At 71.2% G+C, this 25663-nt stretch carries 24 protein-coding genes; 10 read left to right on the plus strand and 14 right to left on the minus strand.

Annotation, left to right across the window (positions count from 1 at the left end; translation table 11 throughout):
• Nucleotides 1-3 precede the first annotated feature (3 nt).
• Together OHS58_RS23845 and OHS58_RS23850 are read right to left on the minus strand one after the other, a co-directional pair.
• Nucleotides 4-996 (minus strand): TIGR03557 family F420-dependent LLM class oxidoreductase, encoded by a 993-nt coding sequence (locus OHS58_RS23845; RefSeq protein WP_326947582.1) that lies wholly within the window; start codon nt 994-996, stop codon nt 4-6.
• Between the two features lie 46 nt (nt 997-1042).
• Nucleotides 1043-1873 carry an LLM class F420-dependent oxidoreductase gene (locus OHS58_RS23850; protein WP_328644053.1) on the minus strand — a complete coding sequence of 277 codons (831 nt, stop codon included), beginning with the start codon at nt 1871-1873 and terminating at the stop codon, nt 1043-1045.
• Between the two features lie 107 nt (nt 1874-1980).
• Here OHS58_RS23850 and OHS58_RS23855 point away from each other — a divergent pair, with 107 nt between their 5' ends.
• A complete protein-coding gene (locus tag OHS58_RS23855; protein ID WP_328644054.1) occupies nt 1981-2691 on the plus strand; it encodes a class I SAM-dependent methyltransferase in 711 nt (236 codons plus the stop codon).
• A gap of 48 nt (nt 2692-2739) precedes the next feature.
• On the opposite strand, the gene icmF is transcribed toward OHS58_RS23855, so the two are convergent.
• On the minus strand, nt 2740-5973 hold the full coding sequence (gene icmF / locus OHS58_RS23860) for a fused isobutyryl-CoA mutase/GTPase IcmF (RefSeq protein ID WP_328644055.1): 3234 nt from the start codon (nt 5971-5973) through the stop codon (nt 2740-2742).
• Between the two features lie 138 nt (nt 5974-6111).
• On the opposite strand from icmF, the gene OHS58_RS23865 reads away from it, so the two are divergent.
• Genes OHS58_RS23865 through OHS58_RS23875 form a run of 3 tightly spaced genes read left to right on the plus strand, consistent with a single transcriptional unit; the run spans nt 6112 to nt 7314 of the window.
• Nucleotides 6112-6456 carry an ArsR/SmtB family transcription factor gene (locus OHS58_RS23865; RefSeq protein WP_326954897.1) on the plus strand — a complete coding sequence of 115 codons (345 nt, stop codon included), beginning with the start codon at nt 6112-6114 and terminating at the stop codon, nt 6454-6456.
• A complete protein-coding gene (locus OHS58_RS23870; protein ID WP_328644056.1) occupies nt 6449-6679 on the plus strand; it encodes a hypothetical protein in 231 nt (76 codons plus the stop codon). Before OHS58_RS23865 ends, OHS58_RS23870 begins: the two co-directional genes overlap by 8 nt.
• On the plus strand, nt 6676-7314 hold the full coding sequence (locus OHS58_RS23875) for a DUF899 domain-containing protein (RefSeq protein ID WP_326954898.1): 639 nt from the start codon (nt 6676-6678) through the stop codon (nt 7312-7314). The genes OHS58_RS23870 and OHS58_RS23875 overlap by 4 nt, the downstream gene beginning before the upstream one ends.
• Before the next feature lie 66 nt (nt 7315-7380).
• On the opposite strand, the gene OHS58_RS23880 is transcribed toward OHS58_RS23875, so the two are convergent.
• The 4 genes from OHS58_RS23880 to OHS58_RS23895 are packed head-to-tail and all read right to left on the minus strand — an operon-like array spanning nt 7381 to nt 13843.
• Nucleotides 7381-7944, minus strand: coding sequence for a GTP-binding protein (locus tag OHS58_RS23880; RefSeq protein WP_247063294.1), 564 nt, complete (start codon nt 7942-7944; stop codon nt 7381-7383).
• A gap of 28 nt (nt 7945-7972) precedes the next feature.
• On the minus strand, nt 7973-8686 hold the full coding sequence (locus tag OHS58_RS23885) for a DUF742 domain-containing protein (protein WP_247063293.1): 714 nt from the start codon (nt 8684-8686) through the stop codon (nt 7973-7975).
• 7 nt (nt 8687-8693) lie between these two features.
• A complete protein-coding gene (locus tag OHS58_RS23890) occupies nt 8694-9146 on the minus strand; it encodes a roadblock/LC7 domain-containing protein (protein WP_247063292.1) in 453 nt (150 codons plus the stop codon).
• On the minus strand, nt 9143-13843 hold the full coding sequence (locus tag OHS58_RS23895; protein WP_328649852.1) for a nitrate- and nitrite sensing domain-containing protein: 4701 nt from the start codon (nt 13841-13843) through the stop codon (nt 9143-9145). Before OHS58_RS23895 ends, OHS58_RS23890 begins: the two co-directional genes overlap by 4 nt.
• A gap of 1005 nt (nt 13844-14848) precedes the next feature.
• On the opposite strand from OHS58_RS23895, the gene OHS58_RS23900 reads away from it, so the two are divergent.
• Nucleotides 14849-15295, plus strand: coding sequence for a DUF485 domain-containing protein (locus OHS58_RS23900; RefSeq protein ID WP_326947574.1), 447 nt, complete (start codon nt 14849-14851; stop codon nt 15293-15295).
• Nucleotides 15292-16908 carry a solute symporter family protein gene (locus OHS58_RS23905; RefSeq protein ID WP_328644057.1) on the plus strand — a complete coding sequence of 539 codons (1617 nt, stop codon included), beginning with the start codon at nt 15292-15294 and terminating at the stop codon, nt 16906-16908. The genes OHS58_RS23900 and OHS58_RS23905 overlap by 4 nt, the downstream gene beginning before the upstream one ends.
• Before the next feature lie 65 nt (nt 16909-16973).
• On the opposite strand, the gene OHS58_RS23910 is transcribed toward OHS58_RS23905, so the two are convergent.
• The 5 genes from OHS58_RS23910 to OHS58_RS23930 all read right to left on the minus strand — a co-directional run bounded on the left by OHS58_RS23910 (nt 16974) and on the right by OHS58_RS23930 (nt 19953).
• Nucleotides 16974-17318, minus strand: coding sequence for a DUF3817 domain-containing protein (locus OHS58_RS23910; RefSeq protein WP_326947572.1), 345 nt, complete (start codon nt 17316-17318; stop codon nt 16974-16976).
• Nucleotides 17319-17341: 23 nt separating this feature from the next.
• Nucleotides 17342-17746, minus strand: coding sequence for a hypothetical protein (locus OHS58_RS23915; protein ID WP_442875465.1), 405 nt, complete (start codon nt 17744-17746; stop codon nt 17342-17344).
• 136 nt (nt 17747-17882) lie between these two features.
• Nucleotides 17883-18800 carry a lytic transglycosylase domain-containing protein gene (locus tag OHS58_RS23920; RefSeq protein WP_328644058.1) on the minus strand — a complete coding sequence of 306 codons (918 nt, stop codon included), beginning with the start codon at nt 18798-18800 and terminating at the stop codon, nt 17883-17885.
• Nucleotides 18801-18941: 141 nt separating this feature from the next.
• Nucleotides 18942-19424 carry a helix-turn-helix transcriptional regulator gene (locus OHS58_RS23925; RefSeq protein ID WP_328644059.1) on the minus strand — a complete coding sequence of 161 codons (483 nt, stop codon included), beginning with the start codon at nt 19422-19424 and terminating at the stop codon, nt 18942-18944.
• A 361-nt stretch (nt 19425-19785) separates the two neighbouring features.
• Complete coding sequence (locus tag OHS58_RS23930; protein ID WP_323333010.1) at nt 19786-19953, minus strand: hypothetical protein; 168 nt, start codon at nt 19951-19953, stop codon at nt 19786-19788.
• A gap of 101 nt (nt 19954-20054) precedes the next feature.
• On the opposite strand from OHS58_RS23930, the gene OHS58_RS23935 reads away from it, so the two are divergent.
• Nucleotides 20055-20828 carry a crotonase/enoyl-CoA hydratase family protein gene (locus OHS58_RS23935; protein WP_328644060.1) on the plus strand — a complete coding sequence of 258 codons (774 nt, stop codon included), beginning with the start codon at nt 20055-20057 and terminating at the stop codon, nt 20826-20828.
• A 92-nt stretch (nt 20829-20920) separates the two neighbouring features.
• Complete coding sequence (locus tag OHS58_RS23940; protein WP_247063279.1) at nt 20921-21451, plus strand: GNAT family N-acetyltransferase; 531 nt, start codon at nt 20921-20923, stop codon at nt 21449-21451.
• 18 nt (nt 21452-21469) lie between these two features.
• Here the strand turns inward: OHS58_RS23940 and OHS58_RS23945 are convergent, their stop codons facing one another.
• Nucleotides 21470-22606 (minus strand): CaiB/BaiF CoA transferase family protein, encoded by a 1137-nt coding sequence (locus OHS58_RS23945; protein WP_328644061.1) that lies wholly within the window; start codon nt 22604-22606, stop codon nt 21470-21472.
• Nucleotides 22607-22629: 23 nt separating this feature from the next.
• Complete coding sequence (locus OHS58_RS23950) at nt 22630-23781, minus strand: acyl-CoA dehydrogenase family protein (RefSeq protein WP_326947569.1); 1152 nt, start codon at nt 23779-23781, stop codon at nt 22630-22632.
• Nucleotides 23782-23888: 107 nt separating this feature from the next.
• Here OHS58_RS23950 and OHS58_RS23955 point away from each other — a divergent pair, with 107 nt between their 5' ends.
• Together OHS58_RS23955 and OHS58_RS23960 are read left to right on the plus strand one after the other, a co-directional pair.
• The gene (locus OHS58_RS23955) at nt 23889-24506 is read left to right on the plus strand and encodes a TetR/AcrR family transcriptional regulator (RefSeq protein ID WP_247063276.1); all 618 of its coding nucleotides are present in this window, start codon (nt 23889-23891) and stop codon (nt 24504-24506) included.
• A gap of 81 nt (nt 24507-24587) precedes the next feature.
• Nucleotides 24588-25640, plus strand: a complete 1053-nt coding sequence (locus tag OHS58_RS23960) for a hypothetical protein (protein ID WP_328644062.1) — start codon at nt 24588-24590, stop codon at nt 25638-25640.
• Nucleotides 25641-25663: the final 23 nt, after the last annotated feature.

The following is a 25663-nucleotide window of genomic DNA, read 5'->3' on the forward strand; positions in this document are numbered from 1 at the left end:
CCGCTAAGCGCTGAGCTTCGGCAGGACTTCCTTGCCGAAGGTGCTCAGGAACTCGTCTTGGTTGCGGCCCACGTTGTGGATGTAGATCCGGTTGAAGCCGGCGTCGACGTACTTCTGCAGCGCCGCGCGGTGCACGTCCGGGTCGCTCGAGACGACCATGCGGCCCTCGAAGTCCTCACGCCGCACCAGCTTCGCCATCTGCGCGAAGTCGAACGGCGAGCGGACGTCGGCCTTCGGGAACTTCATGCCGCCGTTGGGCCACTGGTCCAGGGCGTTGGCCCAGGCCGTCTCGTCGTCCTCGGCCCACGACAGGTGCACCTGCAGCAGCTTCGGCATCGAGTCCGGGTCCTTGCCGGCCTTCTTCGCACCCTGGTTGAAGTTGTCCACGATGCCGGCCAGCTTGTCGATGGACGCGCCGGGCGTGATCAGGCCGTCGGCCAGCTCACCGGTCTTGCGGGAGGTGTACGGGCCCGCGGAGGCGATGTAGACGGGCGGCGGCGGGCCGTCGGGCAGCGTCCACAAGCGCGTGTTGTGCAGCTTGAAGAACTCGCCCGAGTGCTTGACGTCCTTGCCGGTGAACAGCTTCCGGATGATCTCGAGGGCCTCGAACATCCGCCGGACCCGCTCCGGGGCCTCCGGCCAGTAGCCGCCGACGATGTGCTCGTTGAGGGCCTCGCCGGAACCGATGCCCAGCCAGGTCCGGCCCGGGTAGGTCGCCTCGAGGGTGGCCGCGGCCTGCGCGACCATCGCCGGGTGCAGCCGGAACGACGGGCACGTCACGCCCGGGCCGAGGTCACCGGTCGTGTTCTCGGCCAGCGACGCCAGCACGCTCCACACGAACGAGGCCTCACCCTGCTGGGGCACCCACGGCTGGAAGTGGTCGGCGGCCATCTGGCCGGAGAACCCCTGCTCCTCGGCCAGCTTCGCCAGCCGGATCGACTCCCGCGGCGAGAACTGCTCCAGCGCCGCGGCGAGACCGATTTGCACTTCACTCACGCGTCCTGCTCCTTCATCTTGATCCTCTCCCGCCATCGAACCACGATCACCGGTGCGCCGCCGCCACCTCGGCGAGCTCGTCGAGCGCCTTGAGCGTCTCGGCCTCCGGCAGGGTCTCCAGCATGAACGTGTAGCGCTCGACGCCCGCGTCGCGGAAGCCGTCGATCACCTTGGCCTTCGTGTCGCCGCCGAAGACGGCGAACTGGACGTCTTCACGGCCTTCGGCGTCGAGCCGGTCGCGAACCTTCTTGGCCTCGTCGAAGTGCAGGTTCCCGCGCAGCAGCCAGCCGTCGCCGTACTTGATCAGCCGCTTGATCGCGGCCTCGCTCTCGCCGCCGATGTAGATCGGGGGGTGCGGCTTGTGAACCGGCTTCGGCCAGGCGTAGATCGGGTCGAAGCCGACGTGCTCGCCGTGGAACTCGGCCTCGTCCTTCGTCCAGATCTCCTTGAGCGCGGCCAGCTGCTCGTCGATCAGCGCGCCGCGGGTCGTCGGGTCGGTGCCGTGGTTGGCCATCTCCTCGCGGTTCCAGCCGACGCCGACGCCGAACAGCGCGCGGCCGTCGGAGATCAGGTCGAGCGAGGCGACCTCCTTGGCGGTGTGGATCACGTCACGCTGGATCAGCAGCGCGATGCCGGTGCCGAGCAGCAGCTCCGACGTCGTGGTCGCGGCCGCGGTGAGCGCCACGAACGGGTCGAGCGTGCGCTTGTACTTCTCCGGCAGGTCGCCACCGCCCGGGTACGCGCTGTCGCGGCTCACGGGGATGTGCGAGTGCTCGGCCAGGAACAGCGAGTCGAACCCGCGTTCCTCCAGCGCGGCGCCCAGCACGTCCGGCCGGATGCCCTCGTCGGTCACGAACGTCGAGATCCCGAATTTCATACCAACGACTACCCCTCGCTCCGCCGCCGTATTCCCCGGGTTGACAGCCGGCCACCGACCGTCGCACGATGGAGTTATCTCATCATACGTTGAATAAGGGGGCAAGGATGACGAATCCGGGCACGAGCGCCGAAGACCTCGACTTCGAGCAGGCCTACCGCGGCGCGACCCCGATCGGCCGGAAGATGCCGTGGGACCTCGGCGCGCCGCAGCCGCTGGTGGTCACGCTGGCCGACGCCGGCGGGTTCACCGGCGAGGTGCTCGACATCGGCTGCGGGCTCGGCGACAACTCCGGGTTCCTCGCCTCGCGCGGGCTGAGCGTCACCGGATTGGATGGCGCACCGTCGGCCGTCGAGCAGGCCCGCACCCGCGCCCCGGGAGTCACCTTCGCCGTGGCCGACGCGACGAAGCTCGAAGGTTACGAAGGCCGCTTCGACACGGTGCTCGACAGCGCGCTCTACCACTGCCTGAACGAGGACGCGCGGCGCGAGTACCTGGCCGCGCTGACCCGCGCGACCCGGCCGGGCGCACGGCTGCACCTCTTCTGCTTCTCGCAGGAGGTGCCGAACGCGTTCCCGGCGCCGTACCTGATCAGCGAGGCCAACCTGCGCGAGACCGTCGGCAAGGACTGGACGATCGAGCGGCTCGAACCCGCCGTCTACACGACCGCGTTCGACGCGCAGGAGCTGCAGGCCAGCGTCCAGGCGTTCCTCGACCCCTCGGCCGACACGTCCGCACTGGCCGCCCTGGACACCGACGCGAACGGGCGCGTGCTGGTACCGGTCTGGCAGCTGACGGCGGTGCGTTCGGCCGGGTGACCGACGCCATGCCCGGCCGCCGGTTCTCCGGCGGCCGGGCGTGGCGCGCTAGACGTTGCGGCGGTACTGGCCGCCGACCTCGAAGAACGCTTCGGTGATCTGGCCCAGTGAACAGACCCGGGCCGCGTCCATCAGGACGCCGAACAGGTTGCCGCCGCGGGTGGCCGCCTCGCGCAGGGCCTTGAGGGCCTGCTGGGCGTCTTCCTTGTGGCGGTGCTGGAAGTCCGACAGGCGGTCCAGCTGGGACTTCTTCTCGTCCTCGGTCGCGCGGGCCAGCTCGACCTCGATGTCGTCCTCGCCCGCGCGCGGGTTGCGGAAGGTGTTGACGCCGATGATCGGCAGCGAGCCGTCGTGCTTCTTGCGCTCGTACAGGATCGACTCGTCCTGGATCTTGCCGCGCTGGTAGCCGGTCTCCATCGCGCCGAGCACGCCGCCGCGCTCGGAGATGCGGTCGAACTCGACCAGCACCGCTTCCTCGACCAGGTCGGTCAGCTCGTCGACGACGAACGAACCCTGCAGCGGGTTCTCGTTCTTCGACAGGCCCCACTCCTTGTTGATGATCATCTGGATGGCCATCGCGCGGCGCACCGACGACTCCGACGGCGTGGTGACCGCCTCGTCGAACGCGTTGGTGTGCAGGGAGTTCGCGTTGTCGTAGAGCGCGCACAGCGCCTGCAGTGTGGTGCGGATGTCGTTGAAGCTCATCTCCTGCGCGTGCAGCGACCGCCCGGACGTCTGCACGTGGTACTTGAGCTTCTGCGACCGCTCGTTCGCGCCGTAACGCTCCTTCATGGCCACGGCCCAGATCCGCCGCGCCACCCGGCCGAGCACCGTGTACTCCGCGTCCATGCCGTTGGAGAAGAAGAACGACAGGTTCGGCGCGAAGTCGTTGATGTCCATGCCGCGCGCCAGGTACGACTCGACGTAGGTGAAGCCGTTGGACAGCGTGAACGCCAGCTGCGAGATCGGGTTCGCCCCGGCTTCGGCGATGTGGTAGCCGGAGATCGACACCGAGTAGAAGTTGCGGACGCCGTGTCCGATGAACCACTCCTGGATGTCGGCCATCATCCGGAGGCTGAACTCGGTGGAGAAGATGCAGGTGTTCTGGCCCTGGTCCTCCTTGAGGATGTCGGCCTGCACTGTGCCGCGCACGTTCTTCAACGCCCACTCGCGCAGCTCGGCGGCCTCGTCCTCGGACGGGTCGCGCCCGTGCTCGGCCTTGAACGCCTCGACGCGCTGGTCGATCGCGGTGTTGAGGAAGTAGGCCAGGATCGTCGGCGCCGGGCCGTTGATCGTCATCGACACCGACGTGTTCGGCGCGGTCAGGTCGAAGCCGTCGTAGAGGACCTTCATGTCCTCGAGCGTCGCGATGGACACCCCCGAGGTGCCGACCTTGCCGTAGATGTCGGGGCGGGTGTGCGGGTCGTGGCCGTAGAGCGTCACCGAGTCGAACGCGGTCGAGAGGCGCTTGGCCTCGGAGTCGGCCGAGAGCATCTTGAACCGGCGGTTGGTGCGGAACGCGTCACCCTCGCCGGCGAACATCCGGGCCGGGTCCTCGCCGTCACGCTTGAACGGGAAAACACCGGCGGTGTAAGGGAAGTAACCAGGAAGGTTCTCGCGGCGCAGGAACGACAGCAGCTCGCCCGACTCGGCGTACCGCGGCAGGGCGACACGCGGGATGCGGTTGCCGGACAGCGTGTCGCGCCACAGCTGGGTGCGCAGCTCCTTGTCGCGGATCTTCACGACCAGCTCGTCCTGGCGGTAGTCCTCGGCCAGCGCGCGGAAGCGTTCGAGCAGCTGGGTCGCTTCGCCGTCCACATCGGACTTCGCGGTGGCGAGCAGCCCGTCGAGGGCGTCGGTCGAGGCGTCCACCTTGGCCAGTTCGTCGCGGGCGGTCGTCAGCGCTTCGTGCTTGCGGATCGCCGCGACCTGCTTCTCCGTCGTCGCGTGGTACCCGCGGACGGTCTCGGCGATGTCGGCCAGGTAGCGGGCCCTGGTGCCCGGGATGACCGTGCTCGCGTCCGTCGACACCTTGCCCTCGACCTGCGGCAACGTCCCGGCCGAGACGGTCAGGCCGCGCTCGGCGAGCAGGCCGCGCAGCTGCTGGTACAGCGCGGTGACGCCGTCGTCGTTGAACTTCGCCGCGCTCGTGCCGTACACCGGCATGTCGTCCGGGCCGGACTCGAACGCCTCGCGGTTGCGCACCAGCTGGCGGGCGACGTCGCGGCGGGCGTCCTCGGCGCCGCGGCGCTCGAACTTGTTGATCGCGACGACGTCGGCGAAGTCGAGCATGTCGATCTTCTCCAGCTGCGACGCGGCGCCGAACTCCGGCGTCATCACGTACAGCGACTGGTCCACGAAGTCGACGATCCCGGCGTCACCCTGGCCGATGCCCGGCGTCTCGACGATCACCAGGTCGAACCCGGCGGCCTTGCACGCCAGGATGGACTCGCTCAGGCCGGCCGGGATCTCGCCGGACGTCGTCCGGGTGGCCAGCGAGCGGAAGTACACCGGGGAGCCGTCGAGGCAGTTCATCCGGATGCGGTCGCCGAGCAGCGCGCCGCCGCCCTTGCGCCGCGACGGGTCGACCGCGAGCACCGCGATCCGCAGCTTGTCCTCCTGGTCCAGCCGGAAGCGCCGGATCAGCTCGTCGGTGAGCGACGACTTGCCCGAGCCGCCGGTGCCGGTGATGCCGAGGACCGGCACCTCCCGCTTGGCCGCGGCTTCGGCGATCCCGCTCAGCACGTCGCCGGACAGGCGCTCGGCCTGCAGCTGCGTGATGACGCGGGAGAGCGCGGCGACGTCCCCGGACAGCACCTTGTCGAGGGCCGGGCCGTCGGCCGCCAGATCGACGTCGCAGGCCTTGATCATCATGTTGATCATGCCCGGCAGGCCCATCTCGTAGCCGTCTTCGGGCGAGAAGATCCGGGCGACGCCGCGCGAGTGGAGCAGGTCGATCTCCTCGCGCACGATCACCCCGCCCCCGCCGCCGAAGACCTTGATGTGGCCGGCGCCGCGCTCGCGCAGCAGCTCGACCAGGTAGGAGAAGTACTCGACGTGCCCGCCCTGGTAGGCCGAGATGGCCACCCCCTGGACGTCTTCGGCGATGGCCGCGGTGGCCACCTCGTCGACCGACCGGTTGTGGCCGAGGTGCACGACCTCCGCACCCTGCGACTGCAGGATCCGCCGCATGATGTTGATCGACGCGTCGTGGCCGTCGAACAGGCTCGACGCCGTGACGAACCGGACGGGGTGCGCGGGGCGGTACAGCTCACTGCTCATCCCCCCAAAATACTTTGACTTCCTACTATTGGAAACCCGACGGCTGGTGACGCGGGTCTCACGGCGGCTCGGGCGCACCTTGACAACCGCCAGCTGGAAGCTATATTTAACCGATCCGTTAATTAACAAGGTGCTGAAATGACGACTGCCACCGATCACCTGAGCCGCACGTTCTCGGCGCTCGCCGACCCGACGCGGCGGGCCATCCTCGCCCGGCTTTCCGCCGGCGAGGCGACGGTCAACGAGCTCGCCGGGCCGCTGCCGATGAGCCTGCCCGCGGTGTCCCGGCACCTGAAGGTGCTGGAACAGGCCGGGCTGATCACCCGCGGCCGCACCCGCCAGTGGCGGCCCTGCCGGCTGGAGGGGAAACCCTTGGAGGACGTCGCCGACTGGGTGGCCGCCTACCGCCGGTTCTGGGAGGGCGGCTTCGACCGCCTCGACGAGCACCTGCGGGAGCTGCGGAAAGGAGCCGAAGGTGCCTGACTCCGCGCTGACCATCACCCGCGTGTTCGACGCGCCCCGCGAGCTCGTGTTCATGGCGTGGACCGACCCGGACCACCTGGCGAGCCGGCTGGGCCCGAGCGGGTTCACCGGGTGCGCCGTCACCCTCGACACCCGCGAACGCGACGGCCACCACGACGGCTGGACCTCCAGCTTCGCCGACCTGGCCGGCTCCTTCCCCACCCGACGAGAGGACACCCGATGACCGCGATCGTCTCCCCGCAGGAATGGCAGGCCGCGCGCGACGCGCTCCTGGTCAAGGAGAAGGAGCACATGAAGGCGGCCGACGCGCTCGCCGCCGAACGCCGTCGCCTGCCGATGGTCCGCTTCGACGCGACCTACCCCTTCGACGGCGCCGAGGGGAAGGTCAGCCTGCTCGACCTCTTCGAGGGCCGCCGCCAGCTGATCGTCTACCACTTCATGCTGCACCCGGGCGACGAAGCGGGCTGCCCGGGCTGCTCGCTGCTGGTCGACAACCTGCCGCACCTGGCGCACCTGCACGCCCGCGACGTCACGTTCAAGGTCGTCGCGCCCGCGACGCTGCCCGAGATCGAGCGGTACCGGACGCGCATGGGCTGGGACGTGCCGTGGGTGTCCGCACACGGCACGAGCTTCACCGAGGACTGCGGGGTCGGCGCGGGCTTCGGCGTCAGCGTCTTCCTGCGCGAGGGCGACGACGTCTTCCGCACGTACTTCACGACCGGCCGCGGCGGCGAGGTGTTCCTGGCGTCGCACCGCTACCTCGACGTCACCCCGCTCGGCCGGCAGGAGGCCTGGGAAGAGGAGAGCCACGGCGACGACGCACCCAGCTCCTGGTGGCGCCGCCACGACGAATACTGAGAGTTGCGGGCGCGCTTCAGCGCCGCGACGCCGGGCCCGGGGCACTCCCCCCGGGCCCTGACGGCGTCAGCGCGCGTTGGCCGCCCGCAGCGCGATCCACTGCCGCATCGCGTACTCGACCAGCGTGATCAACGTCTGCTTCGTCGACTCCCGGTCCCGGGCGTCACAGCGGACGATCGGGATGTTCGGGTCGATCGACAGCGCCTCGCGGACGTCGTTGATGTCGTGCTCCAGTACGCCGTCGAACGTGTTCACGCCGACGATGTAGGGCAGACCGCGGTCCTCGAAGAAGTCGATCGGCGCGAACGAGTCCGCCAGCCTGCGGGTGTCGGCCAGGATCACCGCGCCGATGGCGCCGCGGACCAGGTCGTCCCACATGAACCAGAACCGCTGCTGCCCGGGCGTGCCGAACAGGTAGAGGATCAGGTCCGCGTCCAGCGACACCCGGCCGAAGTCCATCGCGACGGTGGTCGTCGACTTGTTCGGCGTCTGGTCGAGGTTGTCGATGCCGCGGCTCGCGTCGGTCATCATCGCCTCGGTGGTGAGCGGAACGATCTCCGACACCGACCCGACGAACGTCGTCTTCCCCGCGCCGAAGCCGCCCGCCACCACGATCTTGGCGGATGTCATGGTCGGGGGCGCGGTTTCCCGCGGTGCCTTAAAGCCGACGGAGTCCACTCAAAACCCTTTCCATCAACACCAGATGTGCCTCGGCGCCGTCATTGCCCGTTATCGTCTTGTGCACCGTGACCAGCCCCGCGTCCGCCGCGTCGCTGATCAGCACCCGGGCCACGCCCAGAGGCAGCCGCATCACCGACACGATCTCGGCGACCGAACGGGGGGTCCGGCACTCTTCCATGATCGAGACGCACTCGATCTGCTCCGCGGCAACCTCGGGGAAGCCACCGGTAGCGTAGTCCCTCGCGGAGACCAATGTCTCCAGCTCCAGGGCGTAGTTTGCCCGAGTGCGTCCGCCGGTCAACGCGTAGGGCCGGACAATCGCCGTCTGATCCTCGGGAGAGGGCGCCTGCTCGAACACCGCGGGCATCACGAACTCGCCGCTGGGTGGGCCCGGATCGAACAAACCCCCTGGTCGGGGGCCGTCCGAGTCGGTACTGCCGGGTGGAGAGACTAAAGAGGTCACTCGATCTCCTTGGTCGGCCGACGGCGCTGGTGGCGCCGGCGGTTCCGCGGCCGCGTGCGCACCAGCGGCCGGGGGTGGCGGGGACTCCTTGCCCTTCTTGCGCTTCCGGCGGGCACGGCCGGAATCCAGGGAGAACCCGTTGAAGACGTCGGCAAAAGTGCCGTCGCCTCCATGACCGGGGGCCTCCGCCTCCGGGGGTTCGCCGGCAGATCCGGACCCCGTGCTCATCGCGCCATCATCCCACCGGTTCGCCGATCAGGGACCCACCCGAACCCTGGAGCTGGGCGCGCAGCTCCGGGGTCAGGATCTGGCCGACCCGGTCGACGAGCATCGTCATTTCGTACGCGACCTGGCCGATGTCGCAGTTGGGGGCGGCGAGCACGGCCAGGCAGGATCCGTCGCTGATCGACATCAGCACCATGATCCCCAGCTCCATCTCCACCACCGTCTCGTTCACCGCGCCGGCCTCGAAGCACCGTGCGGCGCCCTGAGTCAGGCTGACCAGTCCCGACGCGACCGCGGCGAGCTGGTCGGCCCGGTCGAGCGGAAGCCGGTTCGACGCGGACAGCAGCAGGCCGTCCGCCGAGACGACCACCGCGTGCGCCACGCCGGGTACTCGCTCGGCGAAGTCGTTGACCAGCCAGCCGAACTGATTCTGCGTCGGCTGAGCGCTACTCGGCGAGGTCATTCACCCTCCAGTGTCTCGTGGTTCGTCTCGGTCGCCCGAGCGTTGCGGTGGCGTCCGCGCTCGATGCCCTGCTGGAAACTGCGCAGGCGACCGCGCACGTCGTGTGCGTCGCGTTGTGGTCGGGGGGCCGCGGCCCCGGTGGGCGGTGCGGCGCTGCCCGGGAGCAGCTGCTCCCCGCGGCGGCGCCGGGGCAATCCTGCCGAAGTGAACGTGGCGGGCGCCGACTGGGACACCGCTTGCACGGTCCGCCAGCCTTCGTCCGAGCCGAAGTTCCACTCCGCCGTCGCCTCCAGGGCGGCGTCTTCCCGGCGGGGCGTCGGAGTCTCGTCCGGCAGCTCGGCCGGCTCGGGTGCCGAGCCGGGCCGCCGGGTCGGCAGCGCCGGGGGTGGCTGGTCCTGGAAGGCGGGGTGTCCGCCCTGCTGGGGCAGCTCCTGCTGGTCCGGCCGCTGCCCCGGTTGCTGGCCCGGTTGTTGCTGACTGGGTTGCTGCTGGCCCGGTTGTTGCTGTCCGGGCCGGCTCGGGTGTTGTCCGGGCTGCGGGAAGGCCGACGGCTGCCGGTAGGCCCCCGGCGGCTGCTCCTGGAACGGACGGCCGGACCCCGGCTGTGGCGGCATCGGCGGCTGCCCGCCGAACTGCCGAGGCAGGGAGAACTGCCCGGAGCCGGGCTGCCGGTACGCCTGGGGCCCACCAGGCTGGTGCGGCCCCGACGGCCGGGGTTGCCGATCGCCGGGCTGCTGGTAGGCCGAGGGCGGCCGGAACGCCTGCTGCCCGCCGGGCTGGTAAGCCCCCGGCCGGGACGGGTCACCGGGCTGCCCATCGGGCGGCTGAAAGGCCGCCCGCTGCGGCGCCGACGGCCGAGAACCGGGGTAGGGCCCCGCTTCCGGCCCACCGGACTGCGGGAACTGCGACCCGTCGGACGGCGGGAACTGGGTTCCATCAGACTGCGCGAACTTGGTCCCACCGGGCTGCGCGAACTTGGTCCCACCGGGCTGCGGGAACTGCGGTCCACCGGACTGCGGGAACTGCGACTCGTCGGACTGCGACTCGTCGGACTGCTGCTGCTCGGCCTGCTGACCAGGCTGCTGCCCACCGAACTGGTGGAACCCCGACGACTGGATCGGCTGCGGCCCACCGGAATGCCGCGCCGCGGACGGCTGGCCCGGCTGCTGGGGATCGGGCTGCCCGCCCGGCTGCCGCTGGCCAGGTTGCTGCCCGCCCGGCTGCTGCTGGCTCGGTTGCTGACCCGGCTGTCGCAGGCCGTTCACGTGGTTCGGCTGCGGCAGGCCGTTCGGCTGCTGGCCTGGCTGCGACGGACCGTTCTGCTGACCAGACTGCTGCTGACCGTTCAGCTGCTGACCTGGCTGCGAGAGACCGTTCTGCCGACCAGACTGCGGCAGGCCGTTCGGCTGCTGCTGACCGTTCGGCTGCTGGCCCGGCTGCTGCAGGCCGTTCTGCTGACCGGACTGCTGCTGCCCGTTCGACCGGCTCGACCACTGCTGCCCCTGCTGCGGCAGACCGTTCGACTCGGCCGGCTGCTGCTCGTCCGGCTCGAGCTGGCCGTCCGGCTGGTCCGCGCTGGCCTGCGGCAGTCCGGCCGGCTGACCCGACCACTGCTCCGCCTGCGACAACCCGTTCTGCTCGCCCGCCTGCGACAACCCGTTCTCGACCGGCTGCGGCAAGCCGTTCTGGCGGCCCGGCTGAGCGTCGGGCTGGGCGTCCGCCTGCTGCAGCGCGTCCTGCTGCTCGCTGCCCGTCTCCGCGCCCTGGGCCGCTGCGGCTTCGCGGGCTTCCTGGCGGCCTCGGGTCACGCCCTGCTGGAAGCTGCTCAAGCGGCCGCGGACGTCCGCCGGGTCGCGGACCGGGAGGTCCGAACCCGCCGGGGCCGGTGAGGCGAAGGCCGCCGGGCTGGAGGTCGCGCTGCCCGGCATGAGCTGCTCGCCGCGGCGGCGGCGCGGGAGGCCCGCGTCGGTGAACGCCGTCGGCTCGGCCTTCGTGACCGCCTGGACCGTGCGGAACTCTTCGTCGCTCGCGAAGTCCCAGCTGCGGCCCTCCGGCTCCGCGGCCGGCTCCTCTTCGGGCGCCGCTTCCTCGTCGGCGACGGACTCCTCGTCGACGACCGGTGTCGCCGCGGCCGGCACCGGCTTCCCGGCGGTCTTCTCAGTAGCGGTCTTCTCGGCGGCCGGCTTCTCAGTGGCCGGCTTCTCGGCGGGCTTGTCCTCGCGGAACCACGCGGACAGCATCTCGTCGAAGATCGGCGTCGTCTCGGAGCGGTCCAGCGCCGGTGCCGGGGCCGGGGCGGGCTTGGCCGCCGGGGACGGCTTCCCGGTCGCGTGCCGCCACCAGTCGCTGAGCGTGGTCTCGTTGGCGGAGAACAGGTCCTTGCCCGAGGGCAGGTCGTCGTGGCGCGGCGGCTGCGGCACCGGCAGCACCGCGGGCACCGGCGGCAGGGTCGGCCGCGGCGGCGGGGCCGGGTCGTCCTTCGGGATCGGGGCGAACAGGTCCGTGCCCGAGATCTCCAGGTCCGTCGGCGGCCGCTCGGCGCCGGGGCCGTGCCCGTTGGCCAGCCCGGCGAGGTCGCTGGCCGACGGCCACCGCTCCTCCCCCATCGGCGGCTGCTGCGGGACGACCGGCTGCGGGCGGGAGCTGCCGTTGACCTGACGGCGCGGCAGCATGCCGGCCGAGCCCAGGGGCGACTGCTGCACCGTGCCGATCTGGCCGGTCAGCGGACCGTCGGTCACCGGCATCACCAGCTCCGCCGGGACGACGACGGTGGCCCGGACGCCGACGATGTCCTTGCCGCCGTGCAGCGACACCCCGATCCGGTGCCGGCTGGCCAGCCGGCCGACCACGAACAGGCCCATCCGGCGGGACGTCGCCAGGTCGACCGACCCGGCCTCGGTCAGCCGGGTGTTCGCCTCGGTGACCTCGGCCTCGTTCATGCCGATGCCCTTGTCGAGGATGTCGATGTTGAGCGAGCCGTCGTCGCCCAGCCGCGACGCCACCGTCACCGACGTCTCCGGCGCGGAGAACGCGGTCGCGTTGTCCAGCAGCTCGGCGACCAGGCGCATCAGGTCGCTCGCGGCGTACCCGACGATCCGCGCCGGGGGCGGCGGCTGCACCTGGACCCGTTGGTACTGCTCGATCTCCGACACCGCGGCGCGGAGCATGTCGGTGGTGCCGACCGGCTTGCCGGAGCGGCGGCCCGGCTCGGCGCCGGAGAGGACCATCAGGTTCTCGTTGTTGCGCCGCATGCGGGTGGCGAGGTGGTCGAGCTGGAACAGCGTCGCCAGCTGGTCGGCGTCCTCTTCGTCGCGCTCGAGCTGCTCGATCAGCTGCAGCTGCCGCTGCACCAGGCTCTGGCTGCGCCGGGACAGGTTGACGAACACACTGCCGTAGCCGGTGCGCATCGCGGCCTGCTCGGTCGCCAGCCGCAGCGCCTGGTGGTGCACCTTGTCGAAGGCGCGCGCCACTTCGCCGACCTCGTCGTCGGTGCGGATCGGCACCGGCGTGACGTCCGTGCCCTGCGCGCGGCCCTCCTGGATGTTGCGGACGGCTTCGGGCAGCGCGGTCTCGGCGACGTCGAGAGCGCTGCGGCGCAGCACCTTCAGCGAGCGCAGCAGCTGGCGGGTGATGAGGAAGACGACCGCGACGGCGAGCACCAGCGCGGCGAACAGCAGCACCGCGAGCAGGCCCGCGCCGCTGCTGGCCTCCTCGACCATCGACGACGACGTGTCCGACGCCTGCGTGCCGAGGCGGTCGGCGACCTGGGCGATCTGCGCCCGCATCGCCGTGGACGCGATGTTCCAGTCGGTCGCGGAGAGGGCGCGGAAGGCGGCCCGCGCGGAGTCGGGCTGCGCGCCGAGCACGGACTCGACCATCCGGGCGCGGCTCTGCGCGTCGGTGCCCTCGGCGATCGCCGAGAAGTCGCGCTGCAGCGCGTCGCCCGCCGCGGCCCGGAAGTCGACGAGCCGGTCGGCCAGCCGCAGCTCGGCGGCGCGGAGGGTGGCCAGCTCGCTCGGCGAGAGCGCGCCGCGGTTGATGCCGTAGGACACCATCGCCTGGCTGAGCGACACCTGCTCGCCCGCGACGAGCAGCTCGTGCAGCCCGGCGGGCGTGCCGCCGAGGGTGCCGTCGCCGGCGCCGGCGGTGGCCGCGGTGTCGAGGCCGATCAGCGCGCCGGTGACCCCGGAGTACGCGGTGACGGCCTGGCCCGGGTCGAGCTGGCCGCCGTCGACCTGACGGCGGAGGAAGTCGAGGTTGTTGACCTGCGCGGTGGCCGCGCCCGCCGCCCCGGCCACGCCGGGCTCGATGGCGGACCCGCGGGCCTGCGCGTCGGTGAACGGGCCGACCGCGGCGTCGGTCGCCTTGCGGGCCGTCGCCAGCTCGGGCGTGCCGCCGACGGTGCCGTCGGTCAGCATCGCCGCGGTGACCGTGCGTTCCTGTTGCAGCGCGCTGGTGAGCGCGCGCACCTGGACGCCGAGCGCGACGAGCCGGTCGAGCCGCTGGTAGTCGTCCGAGCGGCCGACCTGGCCGGCGATCGTCGTGATGCCGAGCACCATCGCGAGGACGATGGGCACGACGGTGACGGCCGAGAGCTTGACGGGGAGGCTCCAGTCGCGCCAGCGCACGAGCGCCTGCAAGACGGCCTTCCCCTTCGACCGCCGGGGTGCTCGGCCGAGCAGTTCCCCGACGGGCACCTGACCTTCTCCTGCAACGGTCACGTGAGTGACTCCCTGTCCGGCGTCATGGATCCGCGTCGGCCGCACGGCGTCCCGGCTCGCGGCGTTCCGGCGGGCGGTCGTGCCGCCACCGCCCAGCCGCTCCCCGGGCCCCCTCGCACGTCCCCGGCTGCCCCTCCGGCCGCGCGCAGCGAGCACCGTCCCGGCGTCCCGTTCCCGGGACTCTGCACGTGCACGGCGCAAGTTGCGGTCTGCACGGTCGTCGAGATCAACTTAATCGGTGCCAATCGGATCGCTGCGGTCAGCTGGGCCAAAGAATCGTACCCCCGCGGCCCGGCCGGTCAATTATGTTCCCGACTCGAGCCCTGACCTGCGAAAAGTACTTTCCGGCCCGGTAGTGGGCGGACTCATTCTGCACGGCCGGGGCGGAAGAGGGAATTCCGGTTACCGGACGCGGCCGTCGTGGGCGTCCGGCCGTCACCCGATTAGCCCACCTGGCCGACCAAGTTCCCTCGGACGATCTACACTCCGTACCCCCATCGAGTGGGTCAAGTCTCAATGTGTGCCCGATGTTGTGGCATTCCGGGCGATCGTCGCTCGACCTGGTGATTCCATTCGGGAGCACGGCTGACCAGTGGATCTCCTCCGCCACGCCCGCACCGGGGGGACCCTCTCCGAGGCGACCCCGGACCCTCACGACTACTCCAGGTGACACGTCTTGACGACTGTCCAGCACGGTTAGCCCATTTGCCCCGGCTACCGCTAAGTAGGACAGCGCGGCGTCACAATTCTTTCCTCATTGTGGGTAACCCGTCCGCGAACTCGACGAAGTCCGGGTTTCGACATTTTCGACAAGAAAACGAATACCGCGCCGCGGTGACCCGCAAACGACCCGGCGCCTTTTCGGGCAGCCGGACGGCGTAGTTACGATGTGCGCTTCGCAGTCCGCAAGGGCGGCCCGGTGCCCTGCTCGCAGGGCCAGCAGCCCCGCCGCCACGGAAGGCTTTCTGCCGGAGGCAACCCATGTACGACGTCGCGCGCCCCGCGACGGGCAACGCCCTGGAAGAGACCGGCCAGATGCCGGCCCTGTTCACCGGGGATCACCCGTCCGATGGCCGACACGGCCAGCACCGCCAGCCCCGTCCCCGCTCGGGTCCCGACTACGCCGGGATCCAGGCCGGCCGCGAGTTCACCGCCCTGCGCCGGCGGTTCCGCGGGTTCGTCTTCCCGATGAGCCTGGCCTTCTTCGCCTGGTACATGACCTACGTGCTGCTGGCCGCCTACGCGCACGACTTCATGAGCACCAAGGTGTTCGGCCAGGTCAACGTCGGCATCCTGCTCGGCATCGGCCAGTTCGCCAGCACCGCGCTCGTCACCTGGCTCTACCTGCGCTACGCCCGCACCCAGCTCGACCCGCGGGTGGCCGAGCTGAGGGCCCGCGAGGGCCTGACCGAAGGGACGCCCCGATGACGACACCGACCGCGCCGACGGCCGTGACCGTGCTCGCCGCGGGTGTGCCCGCCAGCGACCCGATCGTCAACACCGCCGTGTTCGCCCTGTTCGTGGCGATCACGCTGTACGTCGTCTACCGGGCCAGCTCCCGGAACTCCTCGACGTCGGACTACTACGCCGCGGGCAGCGCGTTCACCGGCCGCCAGAACGGCATCGCGCTCTCGGGCGACTTCCTGTCGGCAGCGTCGTTCCTCGGCATCGCCGGCGCCATCGCGATCCACGGCTACGACGGCTTCCTCTACTCGATCGGGTTCCTCGTCGCGTGGCTGGTGGACCTGCTGCTCATCGCGGAGCTGCTGCGCAACACCGGCCGGTTCACGATGGGCGACGTGCTGAGCTTCCGGATGAAGCAGCGCCCGGTCCGCGCCGCGGCGGCGACGTCGACCCTGGTCATCTCGTTCTTCTACATGCTGGCGCAGATGGCGGGCGCCGGCGGCCTGGTGGCGCTGCTGCTCAACGTGCACTCCAAGCTCGGCCAGGCGCTGGTGATCGGCGTCGTCGGCCTGATCATGGTGCTGTACGTGCTGGTCGGCGGGATGAAGGGCACCACCTGGGTGCAGATCATCAAGGCGGCCATCCTGCTGATGTGCGGCGTGCTGCTGACGGTGTTCCTGTTCGGCAAGTTCGGCTTCGGGTTCTCGAACCTGCTGTCCTCGGCGGCCGAGAACAGCCCGCTCGGCGACAAGCTCCTCGAGCCGGGCGGCTCGTACGGCAAGAACGGCACCACCAAGCTCGACTTCGTGTCCCTGGCGCTGGCCCTGGTGCTCGGCGCGGCGGCCCTGCCGCACGTGCTGATGCGCTTCTACACCGTGCCGAACTCGCGGGAGGCGCGCCGCTCGGTCGTCTGGGCGACGGCGTGCATGTTCGTGTTCTACCTGTGCACGCTGGTGATCGGCTTCGGCGCGGCCGCGCTGGTCGGCGCGGACGAGATCAAGGGCGCCCCGGGCGGCGAGAACTCGGCGGCGCCGCTGCTGGCCCTGCACGTCGGCGGGACGCTGCTGCTCGGCATCATCGCCGCGGTCGCGTTCGCGACGATCCTGGCCGTGGTCGCCGGGCTGACGATCACCGCGTCGGCCTCGTTCGCCCACGACGTCTACGCGAACATCTTCAAGCGCGGCAAGGCCGAACCGGCCGACGAGGTCCGGGTGGCCCGGCTGACCGCGATCGTGGTCGGCGCGCTGGCCATCGTCGGCGGGGTGCTGGCCAACGGGCAGAACATCGCGTTCCTGGTGGCCCTGGCCTTCGCCGTCGCGGCGTCGGCGAACCTGTCGACGCTGCTGTTCTCGTTGTTCTGGAAGCGGTTCAACACCACCGGCACGCTGTGGGGCATCTACGGCGGCCTGACCGCGTGCCTGCTCCTGGTGGTCTTCTCCCCGGTCGTGTCGGGCGCCCCCGACTCGATCCTCAAGGGCGTCGACTTCGCCTGGTTCCCGCTGAAGAACCCGGGCCTGGTCTCGATCCCGTTCTCGTTCCTCTGCGGCATCGTCGGCACGCTGGTCGGCAAGCCGAAGGCGAACGCGGAGAAGCACGCCGAGATGGAAGTCCGGTCCCTGACCGGCATCGGCAGCTGAGCCGCTGAGCTGTTCGACGACGTCCCGGGCGGCCTGCGTCACGCGCGCAGGCCGTCCGCGGCCGGTTACAGCTTCCGGCCGGCCTTGACCTTGTGCGTCACCTTGCGCTCGACGAGGAACGAAACGAACGGGACGCAGCCGGCCAGCAGCACCAGCACGGTGCCCTTGATCGACCAGCGGGCCTTGATGGCCAGGTCGATGGTCAGCACCAGGTAGATCATGTACAGCACGCCGTGGATCGGCGAGTACACCGCGGACGGCGTCGGGTTGTCGAAGCCGTAGCGCAGCACCATCACGAAGCACAGGCCGAGCAGGCCGACGCCGGTGACGTAGGCGGCGGTGCGGAACCGGACCAGGGGGCCGGTGAGCGGGACCGCGGTCTGCGCGGCGCCGTCGGTGCGGGTGGTCATCGGGACGTCCTCACTTTGCGGCCTCACTCTGCGGCCTGCTGGTCGCGGGCGTTCAGCTCGCGCAGGTAACGGTTGTACGCGGCCAGCTCCTCGTCCTCGTCGTCCACCGGCGTCTGCACATCGGGGCGAGAGCGAGGGGCGGGCACTTCGGCGACGGGGGCCGGTGCTGTGGCCGATTCCGGCGCCGGTTCGGCCGCGGCCTTCTGCCGCAGCTGCCGGATCCGCCAGAACATGAAGGCCGGGAACAGCCCGAACAGCGGCCACTGCAGGACGTAACCGAGGTTCTGGAAGGTGCCGTTCGCCGAGGTGAACCGGTCCCACTGCCACCAGGCGAGTCCGCAGCAGATCAGCAGGCTCACCAGGCACGTCGCGACGATCGCGAGCCGGCGGCCCCAGGGGGACCCCGCCGGCGGAGGGGATGCTGGCACGAGGCCCAAGCTAGCACTGGCCGGCTGAGGGGCGGCGATCGACCGCGCCCGGGGTGGCCGGGCTCTCAGCGCAGGTCGGCGGCCCTTTACCGGCCCGTGGGCTCAGCGTTGCCCGGGGCTCAGCGTTGTTTAGGGCTCAGCCTTGCTTGCGCACCGACTGGGCGGCCTTCGCGTAGCCGTCGGCCAGGCCGAACACCTTCTGCGCGTACTCGGTCGAGTTGTTGTACGACAGGATGCCCGCCCACCAGCCCGACGGGCTCTGCATGTCACGGCCGCCCGCGCACAGGTAGCGGGCCGCGGCGAGGGCGGCGTCGTCGATCTGCTGCGGGTCGCCGAGGCCGTCGCCGTTGCCGTCGGACGCCCACTTGCGCCACGTGCCGGGGATGAACTGCATCGGCCCGACCGCGCGGTCGACCCCCGCGTCGCCGTCGTAGCGGCCGCCGTCGGTGTCGCCGATCGCCTGGACGCCGGACGAGCCGTCGAGCGGGACGCCGATGATCGGCTTCGACGGCCGGCCGTCCGCGCCGAGCACGGCGCCGGCGTACTGGCCGTGGTTCGACTCGATCCGGCCGATGCCGGCGAGCGTCGCCCACGAGATCTTGCAGTTCGGCTGGTTCGCGCGCATCGCCAGCTCGGCGTTGCCGTAGGCGGTCAGCGCCCGCGCCGGGACGCCGCTGGCCGCGGCGACCTGGCCCGCCCACTGCGAGAGCGTCGCCGGGCCGGTGGCGCTGCGGGACTGGGCCTGCTGCTGAGGCGGCGTCTGCGGGTCGGCCCCGCCCGCGACGGCGCCGCCGGCCGGGACGACCGACCCCGGGCGGACGTCGGCCGCCTTGACCTGCAGGGCGGGGATCTCGGTGGTGGTCGGGCTCGCCTCGGGCGTCGACGCGCGGGTGACGAGCCAGACGCCGCCACCGGCGACGGCCAGCACGACGAAGACCACGATCAGCCGGGTGAGGACGGCGACGCCCGCGGAGCGCGGTGCCGGGGCAGCGGGGGCGGGCTCGTCGACGGAGTCGATCGGGTCGTCCTCGGTCTTTCCGGTACTCGTGCGCACGAAACTCCGGTCCTCCGGTGTGGTTGTCGACGATCAGTCAACGAGCCCGCGCAGGTTAGCGTTACGCGGGTCGCCGAGATCGTCTCACCACACCGGTTCACCCGGCCGAGTGAAGTCCGCCCGGTCAGGCGGACATCACGGTCAGGCGGACTTCTGCTGACGCGCGAGCCGCGCCACGCACCAGGCCGGGGCACTGCCGCGGCGCAGGTGCTGCAGGACGGTCATCGGGCCGAGGCGACGGCTGAGGTCCGACGGCGAGAGACCCGCCGCGCGGTAGTCGAGGGCCCGCTGGTCGAGCGGGCTGATGCCGGCGTCCCACCACTCCTCGGCCTCGGCGACGCCGCCGACCATCTGCCACCAGCCCGCGGCGGCGGTGAGGAGCTCTTCGGGCACTTCCGGCAACCTGCGGCGCATCGCGTCGAGGTAACCGGGGTCGGCCGCTTCGACCTGGGCCCAGCGGGCGGAACCCGACCGGGCACGCTGGCCGGGGATGCCCGGGACCTGCGCGGGGGCGTCGGCCAGCCACGCGGAAGCGATGCGGTCGACCTCCTGCTCCTCGGGGGTCTGCTCGCGCTCGGCGGCCCACTGCCGGATCAACGCGTCCACTCCGGGATCTCCGGTCATCCCTGCCTCCTCATAGGTCCCCGACGGACAGGTCCTGACACCTGTCCCACGCGGCTGCGCCGCAAGCACCAAGTGCACCTTGCTGAGTGGAAACTGCCTGCGTACCGGGGTTCCCGAGGGGTTCGGAGAACCACCTGATCACGCAATGTGAGCACCGTAGGGCCGGGGTGGTCTCCTTCGCCAGACCCCGGCAGGCACGAATTCGCCGACCTGCGCGTTTTCAGTCGCAATCCACCCGGATGGTCGAGCGTAGAGCCCGAAATCTGGGATTCGTGACGCTGAGTGATTTACCGGCCGGAGACACGCGCGGTGACCACCGGCGCACCCGATTGCGGCGCCGTTTCACGGGACTGGCCCAGGGTCAGGAAAAAAGCGTCCGGAAGAAGGTGACGATCGCTTCGGCGCCGTCCTTCAGCCACCCGAGCACGCGGTGGACGAAGTCGGCGGACTGGGTGGGCTGGGTGATGAGGAAGAACAGCACGAGCGCGACCACACCCACGATGAGGATCTTCTTCACGCCGCTCGACATGTGCTTCCTCCCCGGCTCGCCAACCCGTCCGGGAGTGGCAGGGTCCCTACTCTAGGAGAGGCTTGCCCGGAAGACACCCCGATCAACCCCAGGGAGCCCCGATGACGCGGAACGTGCTGGTCGAGCGGGACGGCGCCGTGACGACGATCACCATCGACCGGCCCGCCGCCCGCAACGCCGTCGACGGCCCCACCGCGGCCGGGCTGGCCGACGCCTTCCGCGCGTTCGACGCCGATCCCGAGGCCGCCGTCGCGGTGCTGACCGGCGCGGGCGGCGCGTTCTGCGCCGGCGCCGACCTCAAGGCCATCGGCACCGATCGGATGAACCGCACCCACCCGGACGGGGACGGCCCGATGGGCCCGACCCGGATGACGCTCGGCAAGCCGGTGATCGCGGCCGTCCACGGGCACGCCGTCGCGGGCGGCCTGGAGCTGGCGCTGTGGTGCGACCTGCGGGTCGCGGACGCCACCGCGGTGTTCGGGGTCTTCTGCCGCCGCTGGGGCGTCCCGCTGATCGACGGCGGCACCGTGCGGCTGCCGCGGCTGATCGGCCAGTCCCGGGCGATGGACCTGATCCTGACCGGACGGCCGGTCGACGCCACCGAGGCGCTGGCCATCGGCCTGGCGAACCGGCTGGTCCCCGCGGGCGAGGCGGTGCCGGCGGCGCAGGAGCTGGCCCGGCAGCTCGCCGGGTTCCCGCAGGCCTGCCTGCGCGGCGACCGCGCGGCGGCCCTCGGGCAGTGGGGGCTGGCCGAAGACGACGCGGTGGCCGCGGAGTTCGGCGCCGCGATGGGCACCGGCGTCCTCGCGGCCGAGGCGGTCGACGGCGCGGCGAAGTTCAGCGGCGGCGCGGGCCGCCACGGCAGCTTCGGCTGAGCTGCTACCCGCTCTGTGACCGGGCGTGCCTCCACCGGGTGGAACCCGGGCTGTCACGGCGAATCCGGTCGATCGGCCGATAGGGTCGGCGGATGGACGACGACGTCAGCAGAGTCGTGCTCCGGCCGGTCGCGGAGTCCGACCTCGACCGGCTCGAGCAGCTGACCAACGACCCGGTCGCGGCGGGCGCGCACCAGTGGTTCGGCTGGCACGACCCGGGTTACCTGCGCCGCCGGTGGCGCGAGACCGGGATGCTGAGCGTCGAGACCGGCATGCTGGTGCCCACGCTCGGCGGACGCCTGCTGGGCCTGGTGTCCTGGCACCGCAGCCGCAGCGGGCCGACGTCGTACTGCTGGAGCATCGGGCTGGTGCTGGTCCCCGAGGCGCGCGGCCACGGCCACGGCACGGAGGCCCAGCGCCTGCTCGTCGAATACCTCTTCGCGCACACGCAGCTCAACCGCGTCGAAGCGACGACCGAGGTCGACAACCGCGCCGAACAGCGGGCGCTCGAGAAGGCCGGCTTCACGCGCGAAGGAGTCCTTCGCGGCTACGGCTTCCGAGACGGCCGGTGGCGCGACAACGTCATCTACTCGGTCGTCCGCTCCGATCTGGCACGCGACTAGCTCGCGCGGGACTAGGCGCTAGGCGATCGCCCCGGCCTCCCGGAGCGCCCCGAGGTCCGTGACGCCCAGCTCGGCCAGCACCGCTTCGGTGTCGGATCCCTTGGTGCGCGGGGCTTCCGGCGTTTCCGGCGGGGTCCGGCCGAAGCGCGGCGCCGGGGCCGGCTGGACCAGGCCGCCGATCTCGACGAACGTGCCGCGGGCCGCGTTGTGCGGGTGGCTCGCCGCCTCCTGCGGCGACAGCACCGGCGTCAGGCAGGCGTCGGTGCCGTCCGCGCGGGCGACGAGGTCGTCACGCGTGTGCTTGCCGATCGCCTCGGCGACGATCTCGCGCAGCTTCGGCCACTGCGTCTTGTCCACGTGCAGCGGCAGTTCGGCCGGGTCGAGGTCGAGGACCTTCACCAGGTCGCCCCAGAACCGCATCTCGATCGCGCCGACGGCGACGTACTTGCCGTCCGCGGTCTCGTAGGTGTCGTAGAACGGGGCGCCGCCGTCGAGCATGTTGTCGCCGCGGCCGCCGCCCCAGAGCCCGGCCGCGGCCATGCCGTGGAGACTGGTGGTGAGCAGGGCGGCGCCGTCGACCATGGACGCGTCGACGACCTGGCCCTTCCCGGACGTGTTCCGCTCGTACAGCGCCGCGAGGACGCCCATCGCGAGCAGCAGCCCGCCGCCGCCGAAGTCGCCGACGAGGTTGAGCGGCGGCACCGGCCGCTCCCCCGCGCGCCCGATCGGTTCGAGCGCGCCGGAAATGCCGATGTAGTTGATGTCGTGGCCGGCCGCCGTCGCCAGCGGGCCGTCCTGGCCCCAGCCGGTCATCCGGCCGTAGACCAGCCGCGGGTTGCGGGCGTGCACGACGTCCGGGCCCAGCCCGATCCGCTCGGCGACGCCCGGGCGGAAGCCCTCGATGAGGACGTCGGCGGTGTCGCACAGCTTCAGCACCAGCTCGACGCCTTCGGGCGTCTTGGTGTTGACGCCGATCGTCCGGCGGCCGCGGGCCAGCGGGTCGACCGGCAGGCCGAGCACGTCCTCCCCCGGCGTCGCGCGATCGACGCGGACCACGTCGGCGCCGAGGTCGGAGAGGATCATCGTGGCGAACGGCCCGGGCGCGAGCCCGGCCAGTTCGACCACCTTCAGGCCGCTGAGCGGACCTGCCTTCATGGCGTGGTTCCCTTCGGAGCGGCTCAGAGCGAGCGGGAGATGATTTCCTTCATGATCTCGCTGGTGCCGCCGAAGATCCGGGAGATCCGGACGTCGGCCCAGGCGCGCGCGATCGGGTACTCGGACATGTAGCCGTAGCCGCCGAAGAGCTGCACGCAGTCGTCGACCACCTTGTTGACGCGTTCGGTGGTCCACAGCTTCGCCATCGCCGCGCCCTGGACGTCGAGCTCGCCCTTGAGGTGGCGTTCGACGCACTGGTCGAGGAACGCCCGCGCGACAGCGGCCTCGGTGGCGGCCTCGGCGAGCTTGAACTTGGTGTTCTGGAAGGAGAAGATCGGCCGGCCGAACGCCGTGCGCTCCTTCGTGTACTCGAGCGTGAGGTCGACCGCCGCCTCCAGCCCGGCCACCGCCGTGACGGCGATGATCAGCCGTTCCTGCGGCAGCTGCAGCATCAGCTGGATGAAGCCCTGGCCCTCGGCGTCGCCGAGCAGGTTGGCCGCGGGCACGCGGACGTCGTCGAAGAACAGCTCGGCGGTGTCCTGGCCCTTGAGCCCGACCTTGTCGAGCACCCGGCCGCGCCGGAAGCCCGGGGTGTCGGTCTCGACGGCGATCAGCGAGACGCCCTGGGCGCCCGCGTCCGGGTCGGTCTTCACCGCGACGACGACGAGGTCGGCGTGGAAACCGTTGGTGATGAAGGTCTTCGCGCCGTTGATGACGTAGTGGTCGCCGTCGCGCACCGCGCGGGTCTTGATGCCCTGCAGGTCCGAGCCGGTGCCCGGTTCGGTCATCGCGATCGCGCCGACCATCTCACCACTGGCCATCTTCGGCAGCCACTCGCGCTTCTTCTCCTCGGAGCCGTACGCGCTCAGGTAGTGCGCGACGATTCCGTTGTGGACGGTCACGCCCCACGCGCTGTCGCCGGAGCGGGCCTGCTCCTCGTAGAGCACGGCCTCGTGCGCGAACGTGCCGCCGCCACCGCCGTACTCCTCGGGGATGGACAGGCAGAGCAGGCCCACCTCGCCCGCCTTGTTCCACAGCTCGCGGTCGACCTTCTTCTCCGCCGCCCAGCGCTCCTGGTTCGGGACGAGCTCCTTCTGCATGAACGACCGCGAGAGCTCGCGGAGGTCTTCGAGCTCGGTCGTGCTCCAGGAGCTCTTCGGGAGTTTCAGCGGCACGGGGACCCTCCTGCGGGACGAGTGCTGGAAAACATGACGGTCAGCATGTAAGTTCTCTTCGGAATGTACATCCGTTCAGGCCGGTAGGTAAAGCAGGGGAGGCCGGAGTGACCGAGACGGGTCACCGCACCCAGGCGCAGCGGCGGGAGCAGACCCGCACGGCGCTGCTCGACGCCACCATCGACTGCCTGGTGGACCTCGGGTACGCGCGCACGTCGGTCCAGGAGATCTGCGCCCGCGCGGGCGTGTCGAAGGGCGCGGTGCAGCACCACTTCACCGCGAAGGCCGAGCTGATGGCGGCCGCCGTCGAACACCTCACGAACCGGCTGCGGAGCCAGCTCGCGGCGTCGCTCGACCGGCTGCCCAGCGGCGGCACCGGCGTCGCCGCCGCGATCGACCTGCTCTGGACCGGCTACTCCGGCACGCTCTCGACCGCCGTCACCGAGCTGTGGGTCGCCGCCCGCACCGACCCCGAGCTGCGTGCGGCCATCCGCCCGGTCGACCGCGCGCTCGGGCGCGCCACGCTCGAGCACGTCACCCAGGTCGCCGGCGAGCTCCCGCCCGAACGCGCGGAGATGCTGTTCTGGCTCACCGTGAACCTGACCCGCGGGCTGGCGCTGGACGCCGAGCTCGGCGGCGACCCGAAACGGCGCCGCCAGCTCCTGGAGGAGTGGAAGCGGATCGCCGTTCTGCTCTACCAGGACGCCACCACTGCGCCGAGCTGACCAGCGCGGCGCACCAGTGTCACTTGACCCCTTATCCCGCAGGCCGATTCGTGGTCCAATCGCCGGAAAGAGGGAGAATCGATGACCCCCAGCGCGCCGCCGCCCCACCCTCAGCAGCCGTACCCGTACGGCCCACCACAGATGCAGCCGCCGCGGCCGCCGTCAGCGTCGCCGTCAGCCGATCCCGGCGCGCTCTTCCGGCTGATCGCCGGGTTGTTCGGCGCGCTCGCCGCGATACTCGTGCTGGTCGGGTCGTTCCTGCCGCAGACGACGTTCGAGCAGATCGTCAGCGGCAAGACCGAGAGCAGCCAGACGATCAGCGCGTGGTCGCGGTCCTTCGACATCGAGCCCAGCCCCGACGCGCAGAAGTTCTACGAGAGCACCCACGTCGCGCACTACGGCATCCCGCTCTCCGTCGGCGCGGTGGTGCTGCTGGCCGGCGCCGCGCTGGCGCTGCTCGGCGTCCGCCGGTCGGCGAGCCCCGGCACGCGGACGGGCGCGCGGACGGCGTTGCTCGTCGGCGGCGCGGGCGTGGCCGCGGCGGTGTGGATGCTCGGCATGGACGTCTCGGCGACCCTGAGCTACGAGTCCGACGACGACTCGATCAAGTCGCACTACACGACCGGGACCGGATTCTGGCTGCTGCTCGGCGGCGGGGCGCTCGCGGTGGTCGTGCTGGCGTTCGCCCTGCTGGCCGGCCGGCGCGCGACAGCACCCGCCGGTCCACCGGCGAACCTGCACGGCGGGCCGGGCTACCCGCAGCAGCAGTCGCGGCCGTACCCGGTCGGGCCGCAGCAGTCGGGCGGCTACCCGGGTTCGTCGCCGTACCCGGGACAGCAGCCCTACGGCGGCCCGCAGCAGCAGGCGTATCCCGGTCAGAGCCCGCAGTCACAGCCGTTCCCCGCGCAGGGGCCGCCGTCCCAGCCGTTCGCCACACAAGGCCCGCCGTCCCAGCCGTTTCCAGCACAGCCGTTCCCGTCGTCACAGCCGTTCCCGGCGCAGCCTTTGTCGTCGCAGCAGCCCGCCGACGGTTACGAGGCGACGCAGGCCCAGCCGCATCCGGACGAGCCACCGGCGGCGCCGACGACCGAGCCGACCTACCAGCTCCCGCCGCTGAACCCGCCCAAAACATGAAATAGATTCACATCGAGCTGGAC

The organism is Amycolatopsis sp. NBC_00348 (assembly GCF_036114655.1).
Taxonomy (GTDB): domain Bacteria; phylum Actinomycetota; class Actinomycetes; order Mycobacteriales; family Pseudonocardiaceae; genus Amycolatopsis.

Bases quoted from the DNA above. Each gene is read 5' to 3' on its own strand.
- OHS58_RS23850 (WP_328644053.1), bottom strand. From the start codon at position 1,873: ATGAAATTCGGGATCTCGACGTTCGTGACCGACGAGGGCATCCGGCCG.
- OHS58_RS23855 (WP_328644054.1), top strand. From the start codon at position 1,981: ATGACGAATCCGGGCACGAGCGCCGAAGACCTCGACTTCGAGCAGGCC.
- icmF (WP_328644055.1), bottom strand. From the start codon at position 5,973: ATGAGCAGTGAGCTGTACCGCCCCGCGCACCCCGTCCGGTTCGTCACG.
- OHS58_RS23865 (WP_326954897.1), top strand. From the start codon at position 6,112: ATGACGACTGCCACCGATCACCTGAGCCGCACGTTCTCGGCGCTCGCC.
- OHS58_RS23875 (WP_326954898.1), top strand. From the start codon at position 6,676: ATGACCGCGATCGTCTCCCCGCAGGAATGGCAGGCCGCGCGCGACGCG.
- OHS58_RS23880 (WP_247063294.1), bottom strand. From the start codon at position 7,944: ATGACATCCGCCAAGATCGTGGTGGCGGGCGGCTTCGGCGCGGGGAAG.
- OHS58_RS23885 (WP_247063293.1), bottom strand. From the start codon at position 8,686: ATGAGCACGGGGTCCGGATCTGCCGGCGAACCCCCGGAGGCGGAGGCC.
- OHS58_RS23890 (WP_247063292.1), bottom strand. From the start codon at position 9,146: ATGACCTCGCCGAGTAGCGCTCAGCCGACGCAGAATCAGTTCGGCTGG.
- OHS58_RS23900 (WP_326947574.1), top strand. From the start codon at position 14,849: ATGTACGACGTCGCGCGCCCCGCGACGGGCAACGCCCTGGAAGAGACC.
- OHS58_RS23905 (WP_328644057.1), top strand. From the start codon at position 15,292: ATGACGACACCGACCGCGCCGACGGCCGTGACCGTGCTCGCCGCGGGT.
- OHS58_RS23910 (WP_326947572.1), bottom strand. From the start codon at position 17,318: ATGACCACCCGCACCGACGGCGCCGCGCAGACCGCGGTCCCGCTCACC.
- OHS58_RS23925 (WP_328644059.1), bottom strand. From the start codon at position 19,424: ATGACCGGAGATCCCGGAGTGGACGCGTTGATCCGGCAGTGGGCCGCC.
- OHS58_RS23930 (WP_323333010.1), bottom strand. From the start codon at position 19,953: ATGTCGAGCGGCGTGAAGAAGATCCTCATCGTGGGTGTGGTCGCGCTC.
- OHS58_RS23935 (WP_328644060.1), top strand. From the start codon at position 20,055: ATGACGCGGAACGTGCTGGTCGAGCGGGACGGCGCCGTGACGACGATC.
- OHS58_RS23940 (WP_247063279.1), top strand. From the start codon at position 20,921: ATGGACGACGACGTCAGCAGAGTCGTGCTCCGGCCGGTCGCGGAGTCC.
- OHS58_RS23945 (WP_328644061.1), bottom strand. From the start codon at position 22,606: ATGAAGGCAGGTCCGCTCAGCGGCCTGAAGGTGGTCGAACTGGCCGGG.
- OHS58_RS23960 (WP_328644062.1), top strand. From the start codon at position 24,588: ATGACCCCCAGCGCGCCGCCGCCCCACCCTCAGCAGCCGTACCCGTAC.